Genomic DNA, 19,436 nt, shown 5'->3' on the forward strand with positions numbered 1-19,436 from the left:
CAGTGCCATTCGGCCCTATCGGGTGCTTGAACCTGCCACCTAGCTTGAGGGCATGACTGCCGGACCCCATGCGGGGTTAGATGGACCCGCATCAGATGCAATGTTGAAGCTGGGCCGTTTCTTTACAAAATGGGACCAGACGGAAGACGGCAGGGCGGTGTTCCGGGAGGGCGGCCGCAAGGGCGATATCTTCTACCGCGACCGTTGGAGCCACGACAAAGTTGTCCGCTCCACGCACGGGGTGAACTGCACCGGCTCGTGTTCCTGGAAGGTGTACGTCAAGGACGGCATCATCACCTGGGAGTCCCAGCAGACCGACTACCCCTCCGTGGGCCCGGACAGCCCGGAATACGAACCAAGGGGCTGCCCGCGCGGGGCAGCCTTTTCCTGGTACACCTACTCGCCCACGCGTGTCCGGTTTCCCTATGCGCGGGGCGTCCTCGTGGAGATGTACCGCGAGGCCAAGGCCCGGCTGGGTGACCCGGTGCTGGCCTTCGCTGAGATCACCGGCGACCCGGAGCGCCGCCGCCGCTACCAGCAGGCCCGCGGCAAGGGCGGCCTGGTCCGTGTCTCGTGGCAGGAGGCCATCGAGATCGCCGCTGCTGCCCACGTGAACACGATCAAAACCTATGGTCCGGACCGCTGCGCCGGCTTCTCGCCGATTCCCGCGATGTCCATGGTGTCGCACGCCGTGGGGACGCGCTTCATCCAGCTGATTGGCGGGGTGATGACGTCCTTCTACGACTGGTACGCGGACCTTCCCGTGGCGAGCCCGCAGGTGTTCGGGGATCAGACCGATGTGCCGGAATCCGGTGACTGGTGGGACGCCAGCTACCTCATGATGTGGGGTTCCAACGTTCCCGTCACCCGGACCCCGGATGCGCACTGGATGGCCGAGGTCCGCTACCGGGGAACCAAGGTGGTGACGGTCAGCCCGGATTATGCGGACAACACCAAGTTCGCCGACGAATGGCTCCCGGCGCAGGCCGGAACCGACGCCGCGCTGGCCATGGCCATGGGCCACGTGATGCTCAAGGAATTCTTTGTTGACCGCCAGGTGCCCTTCTTTGCCGACTACGTCCGCCAATACACGGACCTGCCGTTCCTGGTCCGGCTTGAACGGCGCGACGACGGCGCACTGACGCCGTCGAAATTCCTCACCGCCAATGACCTCCCGGCCGAAGCCGGGGCTGAGGACGCGGCGTTCCGTACCGTTCTGTTCGACAAGGAAACCGGCGGCCCGGCCGTCCCCAACGGATCCTTGGGATTCCGCTACTCCGGCAGCGGCGAGGGCAAATGGAACCTGGACCTTGAGGGGATCGAGCCCGCCCTGTCCCTGCGCGAGGTGACCGGTGACAGCGCGGAGATCCTGCTTCCGTGCTTCGAAGACCCGGCAGGGGAGGGGAGCGTGCTCCGGCGGGGAGTGCCCGTGCTGGAGATGGAGGGGCATCTGGTCACCACGGTGTTCGACCTCATGCTGGCCCAATACGGGGTGGGCCGTGAGGGGCTCCCGGGGGAGTGGGCCACCGGCTACGAGGACGCCGCGACCCCCTACACTCCGGCCTGGCAGGAGGAAATCACCAGCGTTCCGGCGCAGGCCTGCATTCGGGTGGCCCGCGAATTCGCCCGCAACGCCGAGCAGTCCAAGGGCCGGTCCATGATCATCATGGGTGCCGGGATCTGCCAGTGGTTCCACGGCGACGCCACCTACCGGGCGGTCCTGGCCCTGGTGATGCTGACCGGCTGCATGGGCCGCAACGGCGGCGGCTGGGCGCATTACGTCGGCCAGGAAAAGACCCGGCCCGCCACGGGCTGGGTGTCCCTCGCCAACGCCCTGGACTGGTCCCGGCCGCCCCGGACCATGATCGGCACCGGCTATTGGTACATGCACACGGACCAGTGGCGGCAGGACGGCTACTCGGCTGATGCGCTCAAATCACCGCTGTCCACCGGGGCCCTGGACGGTATGCACACCGCGGATGCCCTGGCCCAGTCCGCCCGGCTGGGCTGGATGCCTTTCTACCCCCAGTTTGACCGCAACCCGCTGGACCTTGCGGACGAGGCCGAGGCCGCCGTCGCCGCCGGAACCGCGAAAGACACGCCCGGCTACATCGCGGACGCGCTGAAGAACCGGACCCTGAACCCGGCGATCGAGGACGTGGACGCCCCGGAAAACTGGCCGCGGACGCTGGTGCTGTGGCGCTCCAACCTGTTCGGTTCGTCTGCGAAGGGCAACGAATACTTCCTCCGGAACCTGCTGGGCACCCACAACAACGTCATGGGCAAGGACCACGCCGAGGGGCTGAAGCCCAAGGACGTGAAATGGCATGAGCAGGCCCCGGAAGGGAAACTGGACCTGCTGGTCTCCGCTGACTTCCGGATGACCTCCACCACGCTGTTGTCCGACGTCGTGTTCCCGGCCGCCACCTGGTACGAGAAGCATGACCTGTCCTCCACGGACATGCACCCCTTTGTCCACGCCTTCACCCCCGCGATCGACCCGCCGTGGGAAACCAAGACCGACTTTGACACCTTCCACTTGCTGGCCCAGGAGTTCTCCCGGCTGGCCAAGACCCACCTCGGCGTCCGCCGCGACCTGGTCAGTGTCCCCCTGCAGCATGACACCCCGGGGCAGTTGGCTCAGCCGGGAGGAATAGTGCGGGACTGGCGGGACATGTCCATCCCGGCGGTCCCCGGACAGAACATGCCCATCTTTTCCGTGGTGGAGCGGGACTACACGGCCATCGCGGACAAGCTGGCCGCCGTCGGGCCCCTGGCAGACAAACTCGGCTTCACGGTCAAGAACGTCACCTACAAACTCGCCGGCCCGTTGGACCGGCTCAGCCGGTCCAACGGGGTGATGCTCGGCGGCGCCGCCGACGGGCGCCCCGCGATCGACACCGACGCGAAAATGGCGGAGGCAATCCTGGCTTTCTCCGGCACCACCAACGGCCAGCTGTCCGTGCAGGGCTTCAAGGACCTGGAAATCCGTACGGGAAGGAAGCTGGCGGACCTGGCCGAGGGCTCCGAGGAAAAGTTCATTACCTTTGCCCAGACCCAGGCCGGTCCGGTGCCGGTGATCACCTCGCCGGAATGGTCCGGCTCCGAAACCGGGGGCAGGCGCTACGCCCCGTTCACCATCAATGTGGAGCGGCTCAAGCCCTGGCACACCCTCACGGGCCGCATGCACTTCTTCCTGGACCACGACTGGATGATCGACATCGGCGAGGCCCTGCCGATATACCGGCCGCCGCTGGATATGCACCGGCTTTTCGGCGAACCCAAGCTCGGCCAGGACGGCTCCATGGAGGTGGTGGTCCGGTATCTGACCCCGCACTCCAAGTGGTCCATCCACTCCGAGTACCAGGACAATCTCCTGATGCTCTCGCTCTCCCGCGGCGGCCCAACGGTGTGGATGAGCCCGTCCGACGCCGCCGCCATCGAGGTCCAGGACAACGACTGGGTGGAGTGCGTGAACACCAACGGCGTGCTCGTGGCCCGGGCCATTGTCAGCCACCGCATGCCGGCCGGAGTGGTCTACGTCCACCACGCGCAGGAACGCACCATCGACGTGCCGAAGTCGGAGGCAACGGGGCGGCGCGGCGGCATCCACAACTCCGTGACCCGGCTCCTGGTCAAGCCCTCGCACCTGATCGGCGGCTACGCCCAGCTGGCCTACGCGTTCAACTACCTCGGCCCCACCGGAAACCAGCGCGACATGGTTGCCACCGTCCGCCGTCGTTCACAGGAGGTGCAGTACTGATGCGTGTCATGGCTCAAATGGGCATGGTCATGAACCTGGACAAATGCATCGGCTGCCACACCTGTTCCGTGACCTGCAAGCAGGCCTGGACCAACCGTGCGGGCACCGAGTATGTCTGGTTCAACAACGTGGAGACCCGGCCCGGCCAAGGGTATCCGCGGCGCTACGAGGACCAGGAACGGTGGCACGGCGGCTGGGTGCTGAACAAGCGCGGCAGGCTGGTGCTCAAAGCCGGCGGCCGGGTGAAGAAACTCTTCGGCATCTTCGCCAGCCCGGTCCAGCCCGAGCTGAAGGACTACTACGAGCCGTGGACCTACGACTACAAGACCCTCGTGGACGCGCCGCTGGGCGATGACTTCCCCGTGGCGAGGCCCAAGTCGCTCATCACCGGCGAGGACACCAAAATCACATGGTCCGCGAACTGGGACGACGATCTCGGCGGTTCCGTGGAAAACGGCCACCTGGATCCCATCGTGGAGAAGGTCCGCCGGGAGTCCGAGGACAAAATCAAGTTCGCCTATGAGCAGACCTTTATGTTCTACCTCCCGCGGATCTGCGAGCACTGCCTGAACCCGTCCTGCATGGCCTCCTGCCCGTCCGGAGCCATCTACAAGCGCGTCGAGGACGGTATTGTGCTGGTGGACCAGGACAAGTGCCGCGGGTGGCGCCAATGCGTCACCGGCTGCCCGTACAAGAAGATCTACTTCAACCACAAGACCGGCAAGGCCGAGAAATGCACCTTCTGCTACCCGCGCGTTGAGGTGGGATTGCCCACCGTCTGTTCGGAAACGTGCGTGGGCCGGCTGCGGTATCTGGGGCTGTTTTTGTACGACGCCGACGCCGTGACCGAAGCGGCGTCGGTGACCGATCCCAAGGAACTCTACGACGCCCAGATGGACGTGCTGCTGGACCCGAACGACCCCGCCGTCCAGGCCGAGGCCCGCGCCCAGGGGATCCCCGAGGACTGGATCGACGCCGCGCGGCGCTCGCCGGTCTACGCCCTGGCCAAGGTCTACAAGGTGGCACTCCCGCTGCACCCCGAGTACCGCACCATGCCGATGGTCTGGTACGTGCCGCCGCTGTCCCCCGTGGTGGACCTGCTCAAGGACCAGGGGCACGACGGCGAGGACCACGGCAACCTGTTCGGCGCCATCGACGCGCTGCGCATCCCGGTGGAGTACCTCGCGGAACTGTTCACTGCAGGGGACGTGGACCGGGTCACGGCCGTACTGAAGAAGCTGGCCGCCATGCGTTCCTACATGCGCGGCATCAGCCTCGGCAACGACCCGGACGACTCGATCCCAGAGTCCGTGGGCATGGACGGCCAGACCATGTACGAGATGTACCGGCTGATGGCCATCGCCAAGTATGAGGAGCGCTACGTCATTCCCAAGGCGCACGTGGAGCAGGCCCACGATCTGGAGGAAATGGGCTGCTCACTGGACTTCGAGGGCGGCCCGGGCATGCAGGATTCCTCCCCGTTCGGTGAGGCAAGCGGCAGGCCGGTCCCCGTGGCCCTGGAAACCTTCAACGCGTTGAGGGACCGGCAGACGTCCGGCTCCGCCCCGGGCGAGAAGACGCTGCGCGGCAGGGTAAACCTGCTCAACTGGGACGGAACAGGGGCGCCTTCCGGGCTGTTTCCGGAAAAAGCACTGATTCCGGAGAAGGCGCTCCCTCCGGAGAGGTCCGGCCCGTCGGCGCCGCCGTCGTCGACGGAGGAGGAGCGGTGAGCCGCCGTCACCAGGTGGTGTACCTGGCCGCAGCCTGGTGCCTTTCCTACCCCGACGAGGAGCTGATCGGGCAGGTGCCGCTGATGCGGGCCGCGCTGACGGAGTTCCCGGGGGCCCTCGACGACTTCGACGAGGTCCTGGCCCAGTTGGAGTCCCGGCCACCGATAGAGGTCCAAGGCACCTACGTCCGGGAGTTCGACCTCGGCAAGCGGCACGCGCTCCACCTCAGCTACTGGACCGACGGCGACACCCGCCGCCGGGGGGAGGTCCTGGGACACTTCAAGCAGGCCTACCGGCAGAGCGACATCCTCGTGGACACCCACGGCGAACTGCCGGACTACCTTCCCATGGTGCTCGAATACGCGGCCCGGGTGGACATGTCCGCGGGCCGCGGGCTGCTCATCCAGTACCGGGCCAGCCTCGAGATGCTCAGGCTCGGCCTGCTCCGCGACGGGCTGCCGCATGCACGGATCCTGCAGGCCGTCTGTTCCACCCTTCCCGGTAAATCCCCCACGGATGAACAGGCCGTGATGCGAATGGCCGGCTACGGCCCGCCCACCGAGGCTGTTGGCCTGGACCCGTACGATCCGCGACTGCTGCCCGTGAAGGGGACCTGATATGGACACGCCCGCACCTCCCCTCACCGCGGTCGACATTCTGCTGTGGGGGGTGTTGCCCTACGTGATGGTGGTGGTCCTGGTGGGCGGCCTCGCCTGGCGGTACAAATACGACCAGTTCGGCTGGACCACGCGCTCCTCCCAGCTTTACGAATCGAGGCTGCTGCGGATCGCCTCGCCGCTGTTCCATTTCGGCCTCCTTGCGGTCATCGCCGGGCATTTCTTCGGCCTGGTCATTCCCATGGCGTGGACCCAGGCCGCGGGCTTGAGCCAGGAGTTCTACCACTTCAACGCGCTGCTGGTGGGAGGTATCGCCGGGGTGGGGACCCTGGGCGGCATCATCCTGCTCATCTATCGACGGCGTACCAGCGGGCCGGTGTTTATGGCCACCACCAAAAACGACAAGACCATGTACGTGGTCCTCACCGCAGCCATCGTGTTCGGGCTGTGGACCACGCTGGCCAGTGTGTTTGAGGGCGAACACGGCCACAATTACCGCGAAACCGTGGCCCCATGGTTCCGCTCGCTGTTCGTTTTCCAGCCCGACATCGCCGCCATGGCGGCAGCACCCTTCTCCTTCCACCTTCACACCTTGGTAGGCATGGGCCTTTTTGTGATCTGGCCCTTTACCCGGTTGGTGCACGCCTTTACGGCGCCCCTGCACTACCTCTTCCGGCCTTACATCGTCTACCGTTCCCGGGACCGCGACCGCCCATCGGGGGCCCGGGCAACCGGCGCCCGGACCACCGGCGTCGCAGCACGGCGGGGTTGGTCCGCCGTCGGAACCCGGGACCGCGATACACGGAACCGCTGACCTGAACTGACGGAACTACATCGACGGCACTGACAGAGGAGTACACCGTGGCCGGAGCCGCAACCCCCACCGCATCCGAATCCCCTGGCCGGACCCGCAACCTGGTCCTTGCCACCGCCACCTCCGTGGCATGCTTCTGGGCGTGGAACTCCGTGGCCACCCTGGGCTCCTACTACGTTCAGCACCTGCACCTTAATCCCGCCACCACCGGCGTTCTAGTGGCCATGCCCGTGTTTGTGGGATCCCTGGGACGGATCGTGGTGGGGACGCTCACTGACAGGTTTGGCGGCCGGGCCATGTTCAGCTTCGTCCTGCTGGCCTCGATTCTGCCCATTCTGCTGGTGGCCGTCGGCGGAACCATCAGTTCCTTTGCCTTGGTCCTCGGCGCGGGACTGCTGCTCGGCGTGGCTGGCACGGTCTTCGCCGTCGGGATTCCGTTCGTCAGTGCCTGGTACGAGCCCGCGCGCCGGGGGTTCGCCACCGGCGTCTTCGGAGCCGGCATGGGAGGGACCGCGCTGGCGGCATTCCTGAATCCACGGCTGGTGGCGTGGATCGGATACTTCCCCACCCACATCCTGATCGCAGCGGTGCTGGCCGGCATGGCCGCCCTGGTCTGGTTCCTGATGAAGGAGGCGCCGGGCTGGACGCGCAGCAACGCACCGGTCCTGCCCAAATTGGCCGACGCCGCGAAGACGCCTGTCACCTGGAAGATGTGCTTTCTCTACGCCGTCGTCTTTGGCGGCTTCGTCTCCTTCGCCACCTACCTGCCTACCTACCTCCGGGACGTCTACAGCTTCGATCCCAGCGGGGCCGGCGCCCGCACCGCCGGCTTCGCTCTTGCCGCGGTGTTGGCCAGGCCGGTGGGCGGTGTGCTCGCGGACAAGATTGGCCCCAAACCGGTGGTGATCATTGCCCTCGCCAGCGTGGCGCTCCTCGCCTGGGTGGTGAACCTGCAGCCCGACGGCGAAGTCCCCGCCGGCCTGACCTTCGTTGCCATGGCGGCCGCGCTGGGCCTGGGGACTGGCGGCGTTTTCGCCTGGGTGGGCGTGCTGTCGCCGCAGGGCAAGGTGGGCAGCGTCAGCGGCGTGGTCAGCGCGGCCGGTGGATTGGGCGGCTATTTTCCGCCGCTGGTCATGGGGGCAACGTACGACGCCGCGACGCACAGCTACTCGATCGGCCTGCTGCTCCTGGTGATCACTGCCCTTGTGGCGCTTGTGTTTACCATCTTCGGTATCCGGGGCCGGACCAAGGCTCAGGTGGTCGCCGCGTAGGACACCCGCCAGGGAGCGCGAACGGACACTTGGGCACACCGCTGCGGCGCGTCAGAGCGGTGCTGAAGTGTCCGTTCGCGCTTTGGGGCGGAGCTGAAGTGTCCGTTCGCGCTTGGGGGCGGTCAGCCAAAGACCAGGTTCGCCGCGGTGAAAATGGCCAGCCCGGCCAGCGAACCCACCACGGTGCCGTTGATCCTGATGAACTGCAGGTCCTTTCCCACCTGGAGCTCGATCTTCTGGGACGTCTCCTCGGCATCCCAGCGGGCCACGGTATCGGTAATCACGCCCGCGATGTCCGAGCGGTACGTCTTCACCAGGTAGCCGGCAGCGTCACCGATCCACCGGTTGACCTTCCCCGCCAGCTCAGGATCCACCACCAGCCGGGTGCCGAAGTCGTGCACGGCAGCCTTGAACCGGACCGTCAGTTCGCTGTGGGGATCGTCGACGGCGGTGAGTAGCGCGGCTTTGATGGTGCCCCATGTGCGGGAGGCGAGTTCGCGTACCTCCGGGTCGCCGAGGACCTGTGCCTTGATGCCTTCGGCCCGGGCGATCATCACCGGATCATGCTGCAGGTCCCGCGCCAGTTCCGTGAGGTACTTGTCGATGGACTGGCGGACCTGGTGCTCCGGATCGGACTGCACGGCCTTGGTGAACTTCAGGATCTCCAAGTAAACCTTGTCTCCCACCAGGCCGTCCACGAATTGCGGCACCCACTGCGGAGAGCGGTCCGAGACCAGCCTGCTGACGGTCTCGTGGTTGTCCCGCACCCAGTCCACCGTGCGGTCCACCATCAGGTCCACCAGCGTGTGGTGGTGCCCGTCAGCGAAGATCCGCTCCGCCAACCGGCCCACCGGAGGGCCCCAGGGCGGAGTCAGCAGATGCCGGCGGACCATTCCCTCGATCACTGCCTGCACGTCGTCGTCGTTCAGCACCTTGAACGCCCCGCGGATGACGGCGGCGCCCTCCTTGGCCACGCGCTCGGCACCGCCGGGCCCGGAGAGCCAGGCGCCGGCTTTCCGCGCAATATCCACGCTGGCCAGCTTCTCCTGCACCACCTGCTCGGAGAGGAAGTTCGTTTCCACGAATTCCCCCAGCGAAGCGCCGATCTGGTCTTTGCGGCGGGGGATGATGGCGGTGTGCGGGATCTTGACGCCCATGGGGTACTTGAAAAGGGCCGTGACGGCGAACCAGTCCGCAAGACCGCCCACCATGCCACCCTCCGCCGCGGCGCGGACATACTCCAGCCACGGGTACTGCTTCTGCAACGCGAAGGCCGCCACAAAAATGACAGCCATCACAATCAGCAGCGACAGCGCCAGGAGCTTCATCTTGCGCAGGGCGGCCGCCTTTTCGGCATCGCCGGAGCTCAAGCCGTGATGGCCCACCGCGGTGCCCGCTCCGATGTGACCGGCTCCCTTGCCTCCGTCCCCCGTGCGGGCGGGGGCAGCGGGCGGCGTGGTTCGTTCAGTGTTCACCTGCATGTGCCCAGCCTAGCCCCGCATCAGCACCCCGGGTCCGCTAACGTGTCAGCATGAGAACCGACGCGTCCGGCCGCACCCGTCCCCTGGTCTACGCCCACCGGGGGGCCAGCGCCGCCTTTGCGGAGCACACCCGTGCCGCCTACCTCCGGGCGATAGCCGACGGCGCCGACGGCGTGGAGTGCGATGTTCACCTCACGCGGGACCAGCATGTGGTCCTGTTGCATGACGCCAATCTTGACCGCACCTCGGACGGCACCGGGCCCGTGGCGGACCGGACCCTGGACGAACTGCGGCTCCTGGACTTCTCCTCGTGGAAGGGCGCCAGGATCCCTTCCGAATACGGGGCAAAGTCCGAACAGCTCCTCACCCTGCCGGAACTGCTGGACATTCTGCGAACCGCCGGGCGGGACATCGGGCTGGCCATTGAACTCAAACACCCCAGCCCCTACCTGCTCCAGCTTGAGGACAGGGTGCTGGAAGTCCTCGCCGCCGAGGGCTGGGACCCGCGCACATCCACCGTGGACAACATCCGCGTCTCGTTCATGAGCTTCAGCCCGGACTCGGTGAGGCACCTGCTCAAGACCGTGCCGGCCGAGTTCATCTGCCAGCTCGTGGACGACGTCAAAGTGGACGAGGTCCGCGAGGAACTGGGGCTCGGGCCCATCACGGGCGGCGCCGTGGCAAACGTCATGAAGGCAGCGCAGCTCGAGGGCGAACGGATCCTGGACGACGGCGAAGTGGGACTTGCGGGCCCGGGCATCGACTACGTCCGCCAGCACGCCCTCGTGGTCCAGCGCTGGCTGCAATCCGGGCGCAGGTTCCGGGTGTGGACGGTGGACTCGGAAACGGATGTGGCACTGTGCCAACGCCTGGGCATCCAGGAAATCACCACCAACAGGCCCGCCCAGGTGCTCGCCCAGCTCTGATTCTCGAGCCCGGCCGGAACCGGAGCCCGGCCGAAACGTTGCCGCTCAGGGGGCCAGATCGCGGCGACGCCCGCCCAGGTAGCCGCGGGCGGCCAACGCCGCGGCGACGGCGGTCACGTTCCCGAAACGCCTCAGCGCGCCGCTCATCTGCACCACACTGCTCATGGTCACAAGGTACGCCTCCGGATCGTGGCGGACCCGTGCGGAAAGTCCCGTCGGCGCAGCCTCACCCCGCGGTTACCGGCTTGTCCATGGCTGTGATTGAGTAGAACCATGCCATTTCGCTGGTCCAGCCGGACCACCCAGTCACTCTCCGCCGCGGCCATGAGCGCGCTGCTGCTGACCAGCGCCCGGAAGCACTTTGTGGAGCCGCAGTTTTTTGCCGAGGTGGTCCCGGACTTCCTGTGCCGCGACGACTCCGGCGAACGGCCAAACGGGCCGCTCGCCGTGATGTCGCGCGAGGAATGGGTGGCGGTGAGCGGGCTGATTGAGGCGGGAGCCGCCGTCGTGCTCCTTATTCCCGGCACGCGCCGGGCAGCCGCGGGCTGCATCACCGCCATGTTCACGCTCTTCCTCGCCGGCCATGTGGACGCCCTGCGACGGGCGTACGGCCCTGCGGGGACGCCGGCGCGGCGAAAGGCCCACACGATTCGGCTTCCCCTTCAAGTGCCGCTGATCCTTTGGGCATGGAGTTTGCGGAAACCGGCTTCCGGACCAGGGCTGTGACACTGCTGAAGTCGCCGGCCGTGAGGGTGGGAATGTCCATCAGCATCGCCACCGGCCTCTACGGCGTTTCCTTTGGGGCCCTGTCCGTCACCTCCGGGCTCAGTTTCTGGCAGACCATGGCCTTGAGCCTGTTGCTGTTCAGCGGCGGGTCGCAGTTCGCATTCATTGGCGTGGTGGCTGGGGGAGGGTCCGGCATTGCAGCCATGGGCGCCGCCACGCTGCTGGGCATGCGCAACGGCATCTACGGCATGCAGCTCAATGCGCTGCTGCGCCCGCAGGGGTGGCGCAAATACGCGTCGGCCCATCTGACCATTGACGAATCCACCGCCACGAGCACCGGGCAGACCGACCCCGTGGAGCAGCATCGGGGCTTCTGGACCGCGGGGATCGGAATCTTCGTGCTCTGGAACGTGTTCACCGCGGTGGGCGCGCTGGCGGGAAGCGCCCTGGGGGACCCCAAGCAGTGGGGACTGGACGGAGCGGCGGTGGCGGCCTTCCTCGGGTTGCTTTGGCCACGACTGAAGGGCCGCGAGCCGGTGGCCATCGCGGTGGTGTGCGCCCTGGCCACAGTCCTGGCCGTGCCCTTTGTGCCCGCCGGAGTGCCTATCCTCATCGCCGCCGTGGTGGCTGCCCTGACCGGCTGGTTCAGCCACGGCCGGAGCGACGAGGGCCTCGAACCGGACGTGGACCCCTACGCCAGCGAGCACCCTCACCGTTCCCACCCTCACGGCGGCCGCTCATGAGTTTGTGGTTGTGGCTCCTGACCGCCTGCCTCCTGGGCTATGCCTGGAAACTGGTGGGCTACTTGGTGCCGGCCAGCCTGCTTCGCAACCCGCGGATGTCCAGGGTGGCGGGCACCATGACCATCGGGCTGCTGGCCTCGCTGACCATTGTGAACGCCATGGCTTCTGGCCAGTCCCTCGCGCTGGATGCGCGCATCGGGGCCTTGGTGGCGGCCGCGGTTGCGCTCTTGCTCCGCGCCCCGTTCCTCGTTGTGGTCCTCGCCGGCGCCGGGGCGGCCGCCGGGCTTAGACTCCTCGGCTGGAGCTGACGACGGCCTTTCGGCCCTATTGACCGCGGGGACGCCTGTGGGATTATTCCCACATGAGCGAAGAAGAAACGCTGGCGATACCACTTGTCGGCAAAGAGCCGGACGGCACGGAGCGTTCCGTCCGGTCCCACGTGCCTTCCGTCGTCACGGGATCTGAGGCTACCCGGCAGATCCGGGACCTGGCACGCCGCCGCCGGGAGGCCGAGGCCAAGCTGCAGCAGCACCTCCGGGCAGTTCAGGCCACTCCCAAGGCTCCGGAACCCGGCACGTGATCAGCCGCTGAATCACCAGCCTGTGGGGAGGCTTTCGTTGTTGTGTATGTCAAATTCATTCGAAACAAGCTCGTCCCTGACCCGCGTCCCGACCGGGAGCGGGGCGGCCCCATGAAGCTCGGCCAATACCTAGCCGAGCGGCTCCAGGACCTTGTCCTGGAGAGCGCCGATGTGGCCGGCTTTCTGGGGAAGCTCTCGGAGTTCTCATCCGGATTCATCGGCAAGGCTTCCGGACTGCCGGTGCAGTGCGGCGTGACCCTGGTGCGGAACCGCCGATCCGTGACCGCAGCCGGAAGCACCCCGGCGGCGAGGCTCCTCGCCGACTTCCCGCAGGCCCACGGCCAAAGCCCGGGCCTGGAAGCACTCAGGGCCGGAAGCACAGTGTCCGTGCCGGACACCCGCTTCGATCCGCGCTGGCGCAGGTACAACCTCGCCGTTGCACAGGCGGGACAGCGCAGCATCCTCGCAGTGCCACTGGCTCTGGACCAAGGCGCGGCGGCTGCCCTGACGTTCTTCGCTCCGGAAACCGATGCCTTCGACGAGGAGGGAATCGTTATCTGCGAGGCCTATGCCGCCAAGGCGGGCAAGGCGTTGCGCCTCGCTGTCCGGATCGGGGCATCCAAGGACCTGAATGAGGATCTCCTGGAAGCCATGAAGTCGCGGACCACAATCAACCTTGCGTCCGGCATTGTCATGGGCCAGAGCAGGTGCTCGCAGGCCGAGGCATTCGCCATCCTTACCAAGGTCTCCAACAATCGCAACGTCAAGCTCCGGGTGGTGGCGGAGGAGCTGCTGCGGAACTTCGACAAAGTCCCGGGCATCACCCGCTTCGACAATTAGCCGCCGCGTCCTCCGCCGCGGGAACTCCCGCCTCAGCGTGCCCTCACGGATATGCTTGAGGGAGACCCGGGAGACGTAAAAGTGGTTGGTGTGTTTTCTTGAGGGCAGTCATGGTGGCCGATGGCGCGCCACAACAGGGCATGGACGAGGACACGGCCACGCCGGGCCTCATGGTGGAATCGCGGCTCTCCAAGAGACCGTTGCGTGCGGTGTCCGTGGAGTTGGTGCATCCACTGCGGATATCCGGGTGAGCGGGGGTGCATTTTGGCCCTGGGCGAGGACGAGGACGAACAGAGGCGCCGGTTCGAGGAGATGTTCCCGAGTGCGGACCTTCGCCTCGAAGAGCTGTGGTTGAGGTACTTCAGTGTTGGCGGAGTTGCCAGCCAGTTCGAAGTCGAGGCTTACATCCACGGTGCCATCTCGCTGCCGCCGTTGCAGCGGGATATTTTGGCGCACGCCTTAAACGAGCGGCTCGACGAGCTTGAGGCGCCGGACAGCAGGGCGCCATACAGCCAGGGATCCGAAGGCACCAGCCGGCAGCAGGAGGACGGCGACCAGCCGCAGGATGAGCGAGGGCCTGACGGCCAGTGAGCACCGACTCGCTGCGGACGCCGGGCTGAGGCGACAGGCTGAGGTGAGGGTTTAGGCGCAGGAGCTTAGGCGAAGCCGGAGCCTGACTCCGCGAAGGCGGAGCCGGGCAGCGGCGACTGGGGAGGCAACGGGCGGTTGGGCCGCTCGGTACGGATGGCATCCTCCACCAGCGCCACGGGGCGGCGCCAGGCGTCGGAGCCGGGTTCCATAGTGTCCACAACGCCGATCAGCATTGCCAGCAGGCGGGTCAGGTCAGTCATGGAAATGTCCGAGCGCAGCGTGCCCTGCCGCTGTCCACGCCCCAGGAGCACGGCAAGGGACTCCATGAGGCTGCCCGTGATTCCGGTCAGCAGCCCCCGCCGTCCTGCCACGGCGCCGAGTAGGTTGGCGTCCTCGCTGGCCGCGGCCATCAGGGCGTCGATCACGTGGAAGAGGCCGCCGGCCGCGTCGGATCCCTCAAGTGCCTGATCGATGACCGGGTCAACCATGGAGCGGAGCTGGCGGTCCAGTGCCGCCAGGACGAGCTGTTCCTTGTCCGCGAAGTTGCGGAAGAGGGTGGCGGGCCCCACGCCGGCTGTGACCGCGATGGTCTGCAGCGGGACTTCGGGGCCGAACTCGCGGAAGCATTTGCGGGCGGCTGTGATGATCTTGTCCACATTGCGCGCAGCGTCCGCACGGAGGGGCTTGCGTTCTACTGCGAGGTTCATTTTTTAAGATTAGCAATGCTGTGCCTGAGCGTCGGGGTTACTGATTAGTAGCGCCCTATGTCCCGTTATGTGACGTACCCAGCTATGACAGACTGAGTGCATGTTGCTTGCATTTTCTGTTGCACCTTCCGGCCAGCCCGCTGCCGCGGGGCAGGATCATGCCGCACCGCAGGGCTCGCACTCCGCCGACGCTTCCGTGCACGACGCAGTCGCGGCCGCGGTGAAGATCGTCCGCGAGTCCGGGTTGCCAAACCACACGGACTCCATGTTCACCACGATCGAGGGTGAATGGGACGAGGTTTTTGCCGTGGTCAAGGAGGCCACCGAGGCCGTGGGCCGCTTCGGAAGCCGCGTGTCCCTGGTTATCAAGGCCGACATCCGGCCGGGATATTCCGGCGAGCTGACCGGCAAGGTGGAACGGCTCGAGAACGCCATAGCGGACGCTGGCTAGCCGAGCGCCGGAACAACAACCCGCAAGACGCAGGGGCGAACGGCTATCGCGCGGTGGCGGCAACTGGGAGACTTGCCCCATGATCGAGCACAAGGCCGAGCCCGGCTGGGCAGCCGTGGAAGAGTTCCTGTCCGAAACGGTTGTCCGCCCGAACCGTCACCTCAAACATGCCGTGGCATCCGCGGCGGCCGCCGGCATGCCCCCCATCGAAGTGGCGCCCAATGCAGGAAAGCTTCTTCAGTTGCTGGTCCGGATCTCCGGCGCCCGCAGGGTGCTGGAGATCGGGACGCTGGCTGGCTTCAGCACCATCTGGATGGCCCAGGGACTGCCCGAGGGCGGCCGGCTCATCACGTGTGAGTACCTCCCGAAACACGCCCGGGTTGCCCGCGCCAACGTGGATGCCGCCGGCATCGGGCACAAGGTGGAGATCCGGTTGGGCGCCGCGCTGGAGTCGCTGGCAGCGCTTGAGGCCGAGGGGCATGAACCGTTCGATTTCGTGTTCATCGACGCCGACAAGGAAAACAACCCCCACTACCTCAACTGGGCCATCCGTCTTGGCCGTCCGGGCACCACCATCGTGATGGACAACGTGGTGTGGGAAGGGGCGCTCCTTGACCCCTCTTTGGACCGGGTCAACGCACCCGGCATCATCTGTGCCCTGGAAATCATGGGGAAGGACCCGCGGCTGGACGCAACGGTGATCCAGACCGTGGGGTCGAAGGGCTGGGACGGCTTCGCCCTTGCCGTTGTGCGCTGACGCCACTGGCGCCGGGCCCGCGCGGATCCAGGATGCCGCACGCCCTCGGGAGCAAGCTAGTAAGTATGCTTAGAATAGTCTGGCGGGCTGAGGAAAACTGAGCCAGCGGTCCGGGAGGAACATATATGCGCCGTAGGGAATCATTGTGAGCCACGACGAAGAGTCCGCCGCGCCCCAGGCCGTGCGCATCAGTTCGACGGCCGGCCAACTGGCCGGAATCGCCCCGCTGCTCGCTTCGGCCAAGGCGTCCGCGGGGGATGTTCCCGCCCTGTTGGCACTTGCCCGGGAAGCCGGGAGCGCGGCGCCCCGGCCCGGTGAGGGCGCCACGGCGTTCCTCTGGGAAATCCTTGCATCGGTCACTGCGGTGGATGTTGCCGCGGGCCGGGTGCTCGAGCCCCACTTGGACGCATTGGCCATCCTCGCCCAGGTCCGCGACACGGAAACCGGCGCTGCGGCCCCGGCCGCGGGGAGTGCAGCCGGCCGGACGTGGGGTGTTTTTGCCGCCGAAGCGGCCGGAATGCGGCTGGAAGCCAAAGCCGATCCCCGTGCGGACGGCGGATTTGTCCTGCACGGATCAAAGCCATGGTGTTCCCTGGCGGCCCAGCTGGACGGAGCCGTCCTGACCGCCCACGTCGAAGGGCAGGGACCTGGTGGACGGCCGGCGCGGCGGGCGTTTGCCGTGGACCTCCGTGACCCGGGGGTCACGTGCGAGGTCCCGGAATGGACCAGCAGGGGACTGCGCGAGATACCCAGCGGCACAGTGACCTTTGACGGCGTACCCGCGGTTCCGGTGGGAGAGCCGGGTTGGTACTTCGAACGCCCCGGCTTCGCCTGGGGAGGAATGGGCGTGGCCGCCTGCTGGCTTGGAGGAGCCGTGGCCCTGGCCCGGGACTTCAGGTCCGCCCTGGCCAAATCCGCTGCCGGCGGACGCGAGCCGGACCAGATCGCCCTTGCCCACCTGGGCGAAACGGACAGGATCCTCGCCTCATTGACCCAGTACCTGGCGCGGACCGCCGCACGGATCGACGCCGGCGGGTTGACCGGCTCCGGTGCATGGAGCGAGGCGCTGCGCGTCCGCGGATCGGTTGCCGCCGCCGTCGAACGAATCCAGACCCTGGTGAGCCAGAACCTGGGGCCCGGGCCCTTGGCCTTTAACGATGCCTATGGAAAGCGAATGGCCGATCTCTCCCTCTACATCCGCCAGCACCATGCGATGCGCGATGACGCCCAGCTCGGTGCGCTCGTGCTGAAAGGAGACCACGGATGGTGACCTTTTCGCACCAGGACAGCGGGACCGCCGAGGCCGAATGGCAGCGCAGCGGACTTGCCGGCATCGCCGAACTGCCGCTGAGCGCGGAGGAGCTGGCTTCCACCTCATTCGTCGTCCTGGCGGCCCATCCGGATGACGAAACGCTCGGGGCCGGCGGGTTCCTGTCCCGGCTCCATGCAGCAGGAGCCAGCATCCAGGTCCTGCTGTGCACCGCCGGCGAGGCCTCCCACCCCGGCTCCCACACCGTTACACGGGAAGAGCTGGCCGCCGTCCGCCTCGAGGAATTCGAAGGTGCCCTCAGCTCGCTCGTCCCCGGCATACCGTGGCGGTTCCTCGGGCTTCCCGACGGGAAATTATCCGAAAACCGGCAGGCCATCGGTGCCGCCCTGGACGAGGCAATGAACCACGCCGCACGGGCCGCGGGGCAGACTGTTATCCTGGCGCCCTATCGCGCCGACGGGCACCCGGACCACGAAGTCCTGGGATCCCTCGCCGCCGACGCCGCGGAAGCGGGCGGCCACGGACTGCTGGAATTTCCCATTTGGTACTGGCTGTGGGCCAGCCCCCGGAACAGCGCATGGCAGTCCTGGCTGCGTGTCCCGCTGACGGCCGGGGAGCAGCAGGCAAAGGCCGCTGCCATGCGGGCACACCTCTCGCAGGTGGAACCGTTGTCCCCGCACCAAGGCGACGAGGTCCTCCTCCCGGCGCACTTCCTGGAACACTTCTCCCGCCCGTGGGAGACGTTCGCCTGGCATGGCCCGGTCAGCGGACACCGCAACGCCGCGGACGCCGAACGGATTTTCGACGAAGTCCACGGGGGCAACGAGGACCCGTGGGAATACGCCACAAGCTGGTATGAGCGACGCAAACGGACGCTCACCCTCGCCGCGCTGCCCCGCGAGAAATATGACTCCGGGCTGGAAGTCGGCTGTTCAATCGGGACGCTCAGCGAAGAGCTGGCGGCCCGCTGCGGCGAATTCCTCGGCGTGGACGCAAGCGGCGCGGCGCTGGCCCGGGCCCGGAAGCGGCTTGCTGCGCGTCCCTCGGCCCGGACGCAGCATCTGACGGTCCCGCGGGACTGGCCAGAGGGCACGTTCGACCTCGTGGTGATGTCCGAAATGGGTTACTACCTCTCCCCGGCTGAGCTCGGTGCGCTATTCACCAAGGTAGCGGAGACAACCTCCCCAGGCGGGACGTTGGTCCTGTGCCACTGGAGGCACCCCATCGCGGGCTGGGAGCTCGACGGCGACGCCGTCCACGCCATGGCCCGCCGGCAGCTTGGCTGGTCCACCGCTGCCCACTACATTGAGCGGGACTTCGTGCTCGACGTGGTTTCCGCCCCGGCCACCGCGGACTCCCGGTGACATGACGGAGCGCGCCGAACCTTTGGACCACGGGGTGCAAATCGACCGCGTGGCTGTGGTGATTCCCGCCCACAACGAGGACCGGCACCTCGGCCGTGCCCTGCACGCCCTCCAACGGGCCCTCGAGAGGCTGGACCGGCAGCGGCCCGGGGTGGAAGCCGGCGTCACTGTGGTTCTGGACAGCTGCGCGGACCGGTCCGCCGCGGTAACGGAGGTTTTCGCATCGATGGATCCCCGGTTTTCCGCGCTGGCCGTCCGGCTTCGGAGCACGGGCGGCAGCCGCGCGGCCGGCGCCCGTGCAGCCGGGATCGGAGGGGTGCGGGCCGGATCCGCGGCACAGTTGCGGGCGCACAGCACCTGGCTTGCCAATACCGACGCCGACTCCGCGGTCCCGGAGAACTGGCTGGTCCGCCAGCTGGAACTGGCGGACGCCGGGGCTGACGCCGTGCTGGGGTCGGTGGAGCCGGATCCGACAGGCATGGACCCGGCCGTCCTGCGGCGATGGCTGGAGAAACATCCGTTCCTGGAGGACCACCCGCACATCTACGGCGCCAACTTCGGCGTCAGAGCTTCTGCCTACCTCGCGGCCGGGGGCTTTCCCCTGCTGCGCGTCCACGAGGACCGGGTCCTCGTGGAGAGGCTCAGAAACCGGGCCTTCGCCGTCGTGGCCACTGACAGCATGCGCGTGCTGACTTCCGGGCGCACCCACGCCCGTGCCCCGCACGGGTTTGCTGCTTACCTGCGTGCACTGGGCCTGGAACGACCGGCAGCCGCGGAGCTGATGGACTAATGACCTTTGACCCTA

General features: G+C 67.0%; 20 protein-coding genes. 18 read left to right on the forward strand and 2 right to left on the reverse strand.

Features of this window, described 5'->3' with window-relative positions; translation table 11 throughout:
- Positions 1-52 precede the first annotated feature (52 nt).
- From ACP4XC_RS02320 to ACP4XC_RS02340, 5 genes are read left to right on the forward strand one after another with little or no spacing between them, the layout of a single operon-like run.
- Entirely contained in the window at positions 53-3,763 is a 3,711-nt protein-coding gene (locus ACP4XC_RS02320; protein ID WP_427173283.1) for a nitrate reductase subunit alpha, read from the forward strand.
- A complete protein-coding gene (gene narH / locus ACP4XC_RS02325; RefSeq protein WP_427173284.1) occupies positions 3,763-5,493 on the forward strand; it encodes a nitrate reductase subunit beta in 1,731 nt (576 codons plus the stop codon). The genes ACP4XC_RS02320 and narH overlap by 1 nt, the downstream gene beginning before the upstream one ends.
- On the forward strand, positions 5,490-6,110 hold the full coding sequence (narJ, locus tag ACP4XC_RS02330) for a nitrate reductase molybdenum cofactor assembly chaperone (protein ID WP_427173285.1): 621 nt from the start codon (positions 5,490-5,492) through the stop codon (positions 6,108-6,110). Before narH ends, narJ begins: the two co-directional genes overlap by 4 nt.
- 1 nt (position 6,111) lies before the next feature.
- Positions 6,112-6,924 carry a respiratory nitrate reductase subunit gamma gene (narI, locus tag ACP4XC_RS02335; protein ID WP_427173286.1) on the forward strand — a complete coding sequence of 271 codons (813 nt, stop codon included), beginning with the start codon at positions 6,112-6,114 and terminating at the stop codon, positions 6,922-6,924.
- A gap of 47 nt (positions 6,925-6,971) precedes the next feature.
- The gene (locus tag ACP4XC_RS02340) at positions 6,972-8,195 is read left to right on the forward strand and encodes an MFS transporter (RefSeq protein ID WP_427173287.1); all 1,224 of its coding nucleotides are present in this window, start codon (positions 6,972-6,974) and stop codon (positions 8,193-8,195) included.
- Between the two features lie 122 nt (positions 8,196-8,317).
- On the opposite strand, the gene ACP4XC_RS02345 is transcribed toward ACP4XC_RS02340, so the two are convergent.
- Positions 8,318-9,676, reverse strand: a complete 1,359-nt coding sequence (locus tag ACP4XC_RS02345; protein ID WP_427173288.1) for a DUF445 domain-containing protein — start codon at positions 9,674-9,676, stop codon at positions 8,318-8,320.
- A gap of 50 nt (positions 9,677-9,726) precedes the next feature.
- Here ACP4XC_RS02345 and ACP4XC_RS02350 point away from each other — a divergent pair, with 50 nt between their 5' ends.
- The 8 genes from ACP4XC_RS02350 to ACP4XC_RS02385 all read left to right on the forward strand — a co-directional run bounded on the left by ACP4XC_RS02350 (position 9,727) and on the right by ACP4XC_RS02385 (position 14,082).
- Positions 9,727-10,602, forward strand: coding sequence for a glycerophosphodiester phosphodiesterase (locus tag ACP4XC_RS02350; protein ID WP_427173289.1), 876 nt, complete (start codon positions 9,727-9,729; stop codon positions 10,600-10,602).
- A gap of 273 nt (positions 10,603-10,875) precedes the next feature.
- Positions 10,876-11,328: a DoxX family protein gene (locus ACP4XC_RS02355; protein WP_427173290.1), complete on the forward strand. Its 453-nt coding sequence runs from the start codon at positions 10,876-10,878 to the stop codon at positions 11,326-11,328.
- On the forward strand, positions 11,289-12,071 hold the full coding sequence (locus tag ACP4XC_RS02360) for an AzlC family ABC transporter permease (RefSeq protein ID WP_427173291.1): 783 nt from the start codon (positions 11,289-11,291) through the stop codon (positions 12,069-12,071). Before ACP4XC_RS02355 ends, ACP4XC_RS02360 begins: the two co-directional genes overlap by 40 nt.
- Entirely contained in the window at positions 12,068-12,379 is a 312-nt protein-coding gene (locus ACP4XC_RS02365; RefSeq protein ID WP_427173292.1) for an AzlD domain-containing protein, read from the forward strand. The genes ACP4XC_RS02360 and ACP4XC_RS02365 overlap by 4 nt, the downstream gene beginning before the upstream one ends.
- A gap of 53 nt (positions 12,380-12,432) precedes the next feature.
- Positions 12,433-12,651, forward strand: a complete 219-nt coding sequence (locus tag ACP4XC_RS02370; protein WP_427173293.1) for a hypothetical protein — start codon at positions 12,433-12,435, stop codon at positions 12,649-12,651.
- Between the two features lie 111 nt (positions 12,652-12,762).
- Positions 12,763-13,491 carry an ANTAR domain-containing protein gene (locus ACP4XC_RS02375; protein ID WP_427173294.1) on the forward strand — a complete coding sequence of 243 codons (729 nt, stop codon included), beginning with the start codon at positions 12,763-12,765 and terminating at the stop codon, positions 13,489-13,491.
- A 98-nt stretch (positions 13,492-13,589) separates the two neighbouring features.
- Positions 13,590-13,742 carry a hypothetical protein gene (locus ACP4XC_RS02380; RefSeq protein WP_427173295.1) on the forward strand — a complete coding sequence of 51 codons (153 nt, stop codon included), beginning with the start codon at positions 13,590-13,592 and terminating at the stop codon, positions 13,740-13,742.
- Positions 13,743-13,755: 13 nt separating this feature from the next.
- Positions 13,756-14,082: a hypothetical protein gene (locus ACP4XC_RS02385; RefSeq protein ID WP_427173296.1), complete on the forward strand. Its 327-nt coding sequence runs from the start codon at positions 13,756-13,758 to the stop codon at positions 14,080-14,082.
- Between the two features lie 65 nt (positions 14,083-14,147).
- Here the strand turns inward: ACP4XC_RS02385 and ACP4XC_RS02390 are convergent, their stop codons facing one another.
- Positions 14,148-14,789 (reverse strand): TetR/AcrR family transcriptional regulator, encoded by a 642-nt coding sequence (locus ACP4XC_RS02390; protein WP_427173297.1) that lies wholly within the window; start codon positions 14,787-14,789, stop codon positions 14,148-14,150.
- A 100-nt stretch (positions 14,790-14,889) separates the two neighbouring features.
- Here ACP4XC_RS02390 and ACP4XC_RS02395 point away from each other — a divergent pair, with 100 nt between their 5' ends.
- The 5 genes from ACP4XC_RS02395 to ACP4XC_RS02415 all read left to right on the forward strand — a co-directional run bounded on the left by ACP4XC_RS02395 (position 14,890) and on the right by ACP4XC_RS02415 (position 19,421).
- Entirely contained in the window at positions 14,890-15,240 is a 351-nt protein-coding gene (locus ACP4XC_RS02395; protein ID WP_427173299.1) for a thiamine-binding protein, read from the forward strand.
- A 79-nt stretch (positions 15,241-15,319) separates the two neighbouring features.
- Positions 15,320-15,997, forward strand: coding sequence for an O-methyltransferase (locus tag ACP4XC_RS02400; RefSeq protein ID WP_427173300.1), 678 nt, complete (start codon positions 15,320-15,322; stop codon positions 15,995-15,997).
- 145 nt (positions 15,998-16,142) lie between these two features.
- Positions 16,143-17,267, forward strand: a complete 1,125-nt coding sequence (locus ACP4XC_RS02405; protein WP_427173301.1) for a hypothetical protein — start codon at positions 16,143-16,145, stop codon at positions 17,265-17,267.
- On the forward strand, positions 17,261-18,631 hold the full coding sequence (locus ACP4XC_RS02410) for a PIG-L family deacetylase (RefSeq protein ID WP_427173302.1): 1,371 nt from the start codon (positions 17,261-17,263) through the stop codon (positions 18,629-18,631). Before ACP4XC_RS02405 ends, ACP4XC_RS02410 begins: the two co-directional genes overlap by 7 nt.
- A 1-nt stretch (position 18,632) precedes the next feature.
- The gene (locus ACP4XC_RS02415; protein ID WP_427173303.1) at positions 18,633-19,421 is read left to right on the forward strand and encodes a glycosyltransferase; all 789 of its coding nucleotides are present in this window, start codon (positions 18,633-18,635) and stop codon (positions 19,419-19,421) included.
- Positions 19,422-19,436: the final 15 nt, after the last annotated feature.

The sequence above is a fragment of the Arthrobacter sp. 92 genome (assembly GCF_050260325.1).
In the GTDB taxonomy this organism is placed as follows: domain Bacteria; phylum Actinomycetota; class Actinomycetes; order Actinomycetales; family Micrococcaceae; genus Arthrobacter.

Excerpts from the sequence above, each read along its gene's own strand:
- ACP4XC_RS02320 (WP_427173283.1), top strand. The coding sequence starts at position 53 with ATGACTGCCGGACCCCATGCGGGGTTAGATGGACCCGCATCAGATGCA.
- narH (WP_427173284.1), top strand. The coding sequence starts at position 3,763 with ATGCGTGTCATGGCTCAAATGGGCATGGTCATGAACCTGGACAAATGC.
- narI (WP_427173286.1), top strand. The coding sequence starts at position 6,112 with ATGGACACGCCCGCACCTCCCCTCACCGCGGTCGACATTCTGCTGTGG.
- ACP4XC_RS02345 (WP_427173288.1), bottom strand. The coding sequence starts at position 9,676 with ATGCAGGTGAACACTGAACGAACCACGCCGCCCGCTGCCCCCGCCCGC.
- ACP4XC_RS02350 (WP_427173289.1), top strand. The coding sequence starts at position 9,727 with ATGAGAACCGACGCGTCCGGCCGCACCCGTCCCCTGGTCTACGCCCAC.
- ACP4XC_RS02355 (WP_427173290.1), top strand. The coding sequence starts at position 10,876 with ATGCCATTTCGCTGGTCCAGCCGGACCACCCAGTCACTCTCCGCCGCG.
- ACP4XC_RS02360 (WP_427173291.1), top strand. The coding sequence starts at position 11,289 with ATGGAGTTTGCGGAAACCGGCTTCCGGACCAGGGCTGTGACACTGCTG.
- ACP4XC_RS02365 (WP_427173292.1), top strand. The coding sequence starts at position 12,068 with ATGAGTTTGTGGTTGTGGCTCCTGACCGCCTGCCTCCTGGGCTATGCC.
- ACP4XC_RS02370 (WP_427173293.1), top strand. The coding sequence starts at position 12,433 with ATGAGCGAAGAAGAAACGCTGGCGATACCACTTGTCGGCAAAGAGCCG.
- ACP4XC_RS02375 (WP_427173294.1), top strand. The coding sequence starts at position 12,763 with ATGAAGCTCGGCCAATACCTAGCCGAGCGGCTCCAGGACCTTGTCCTG.
- ACP4XC_RS02390 (WP_427173297.1), bottom strand. The coding sequence starts at position 14,789 with ATGAACCTCGCAGTAGAACGCAAGCCCCTCCGTGCGGACGCTGCGCGC.
- ACP4XC_RS02395 (WP_427173299.1), top strand. The coding sequence starts at position 14,890 with ATGTTGCTTGCATTTTCTGTTGCACCTTCCGGCCAGCCCGCTGCCGCG.
- ACP4XC_RS02400 (WP_427173300.1), top strand. The coding sequence starts at position 15,320 with ATGATCGAGCACAAGGCCGAGCCCGGCTGGGCAGCCGTGGAAGAGTTC.
- ACP4XC_RS02410 (WP_427173302.1), top strand. The coding sequence starts at position 17,261 with ATGGTGACCTTTTCGCACCAGGACAGCGGGACCGCCGAGGCCGAATGG.
- ACP4XC_RS02415 (WP_427173303.1), top strand. The coding sequence starts at position 18,633 with ATGACGGAGCGCGCCGAACCTTTGGACCACGGGGTGCAAATCGACCGC.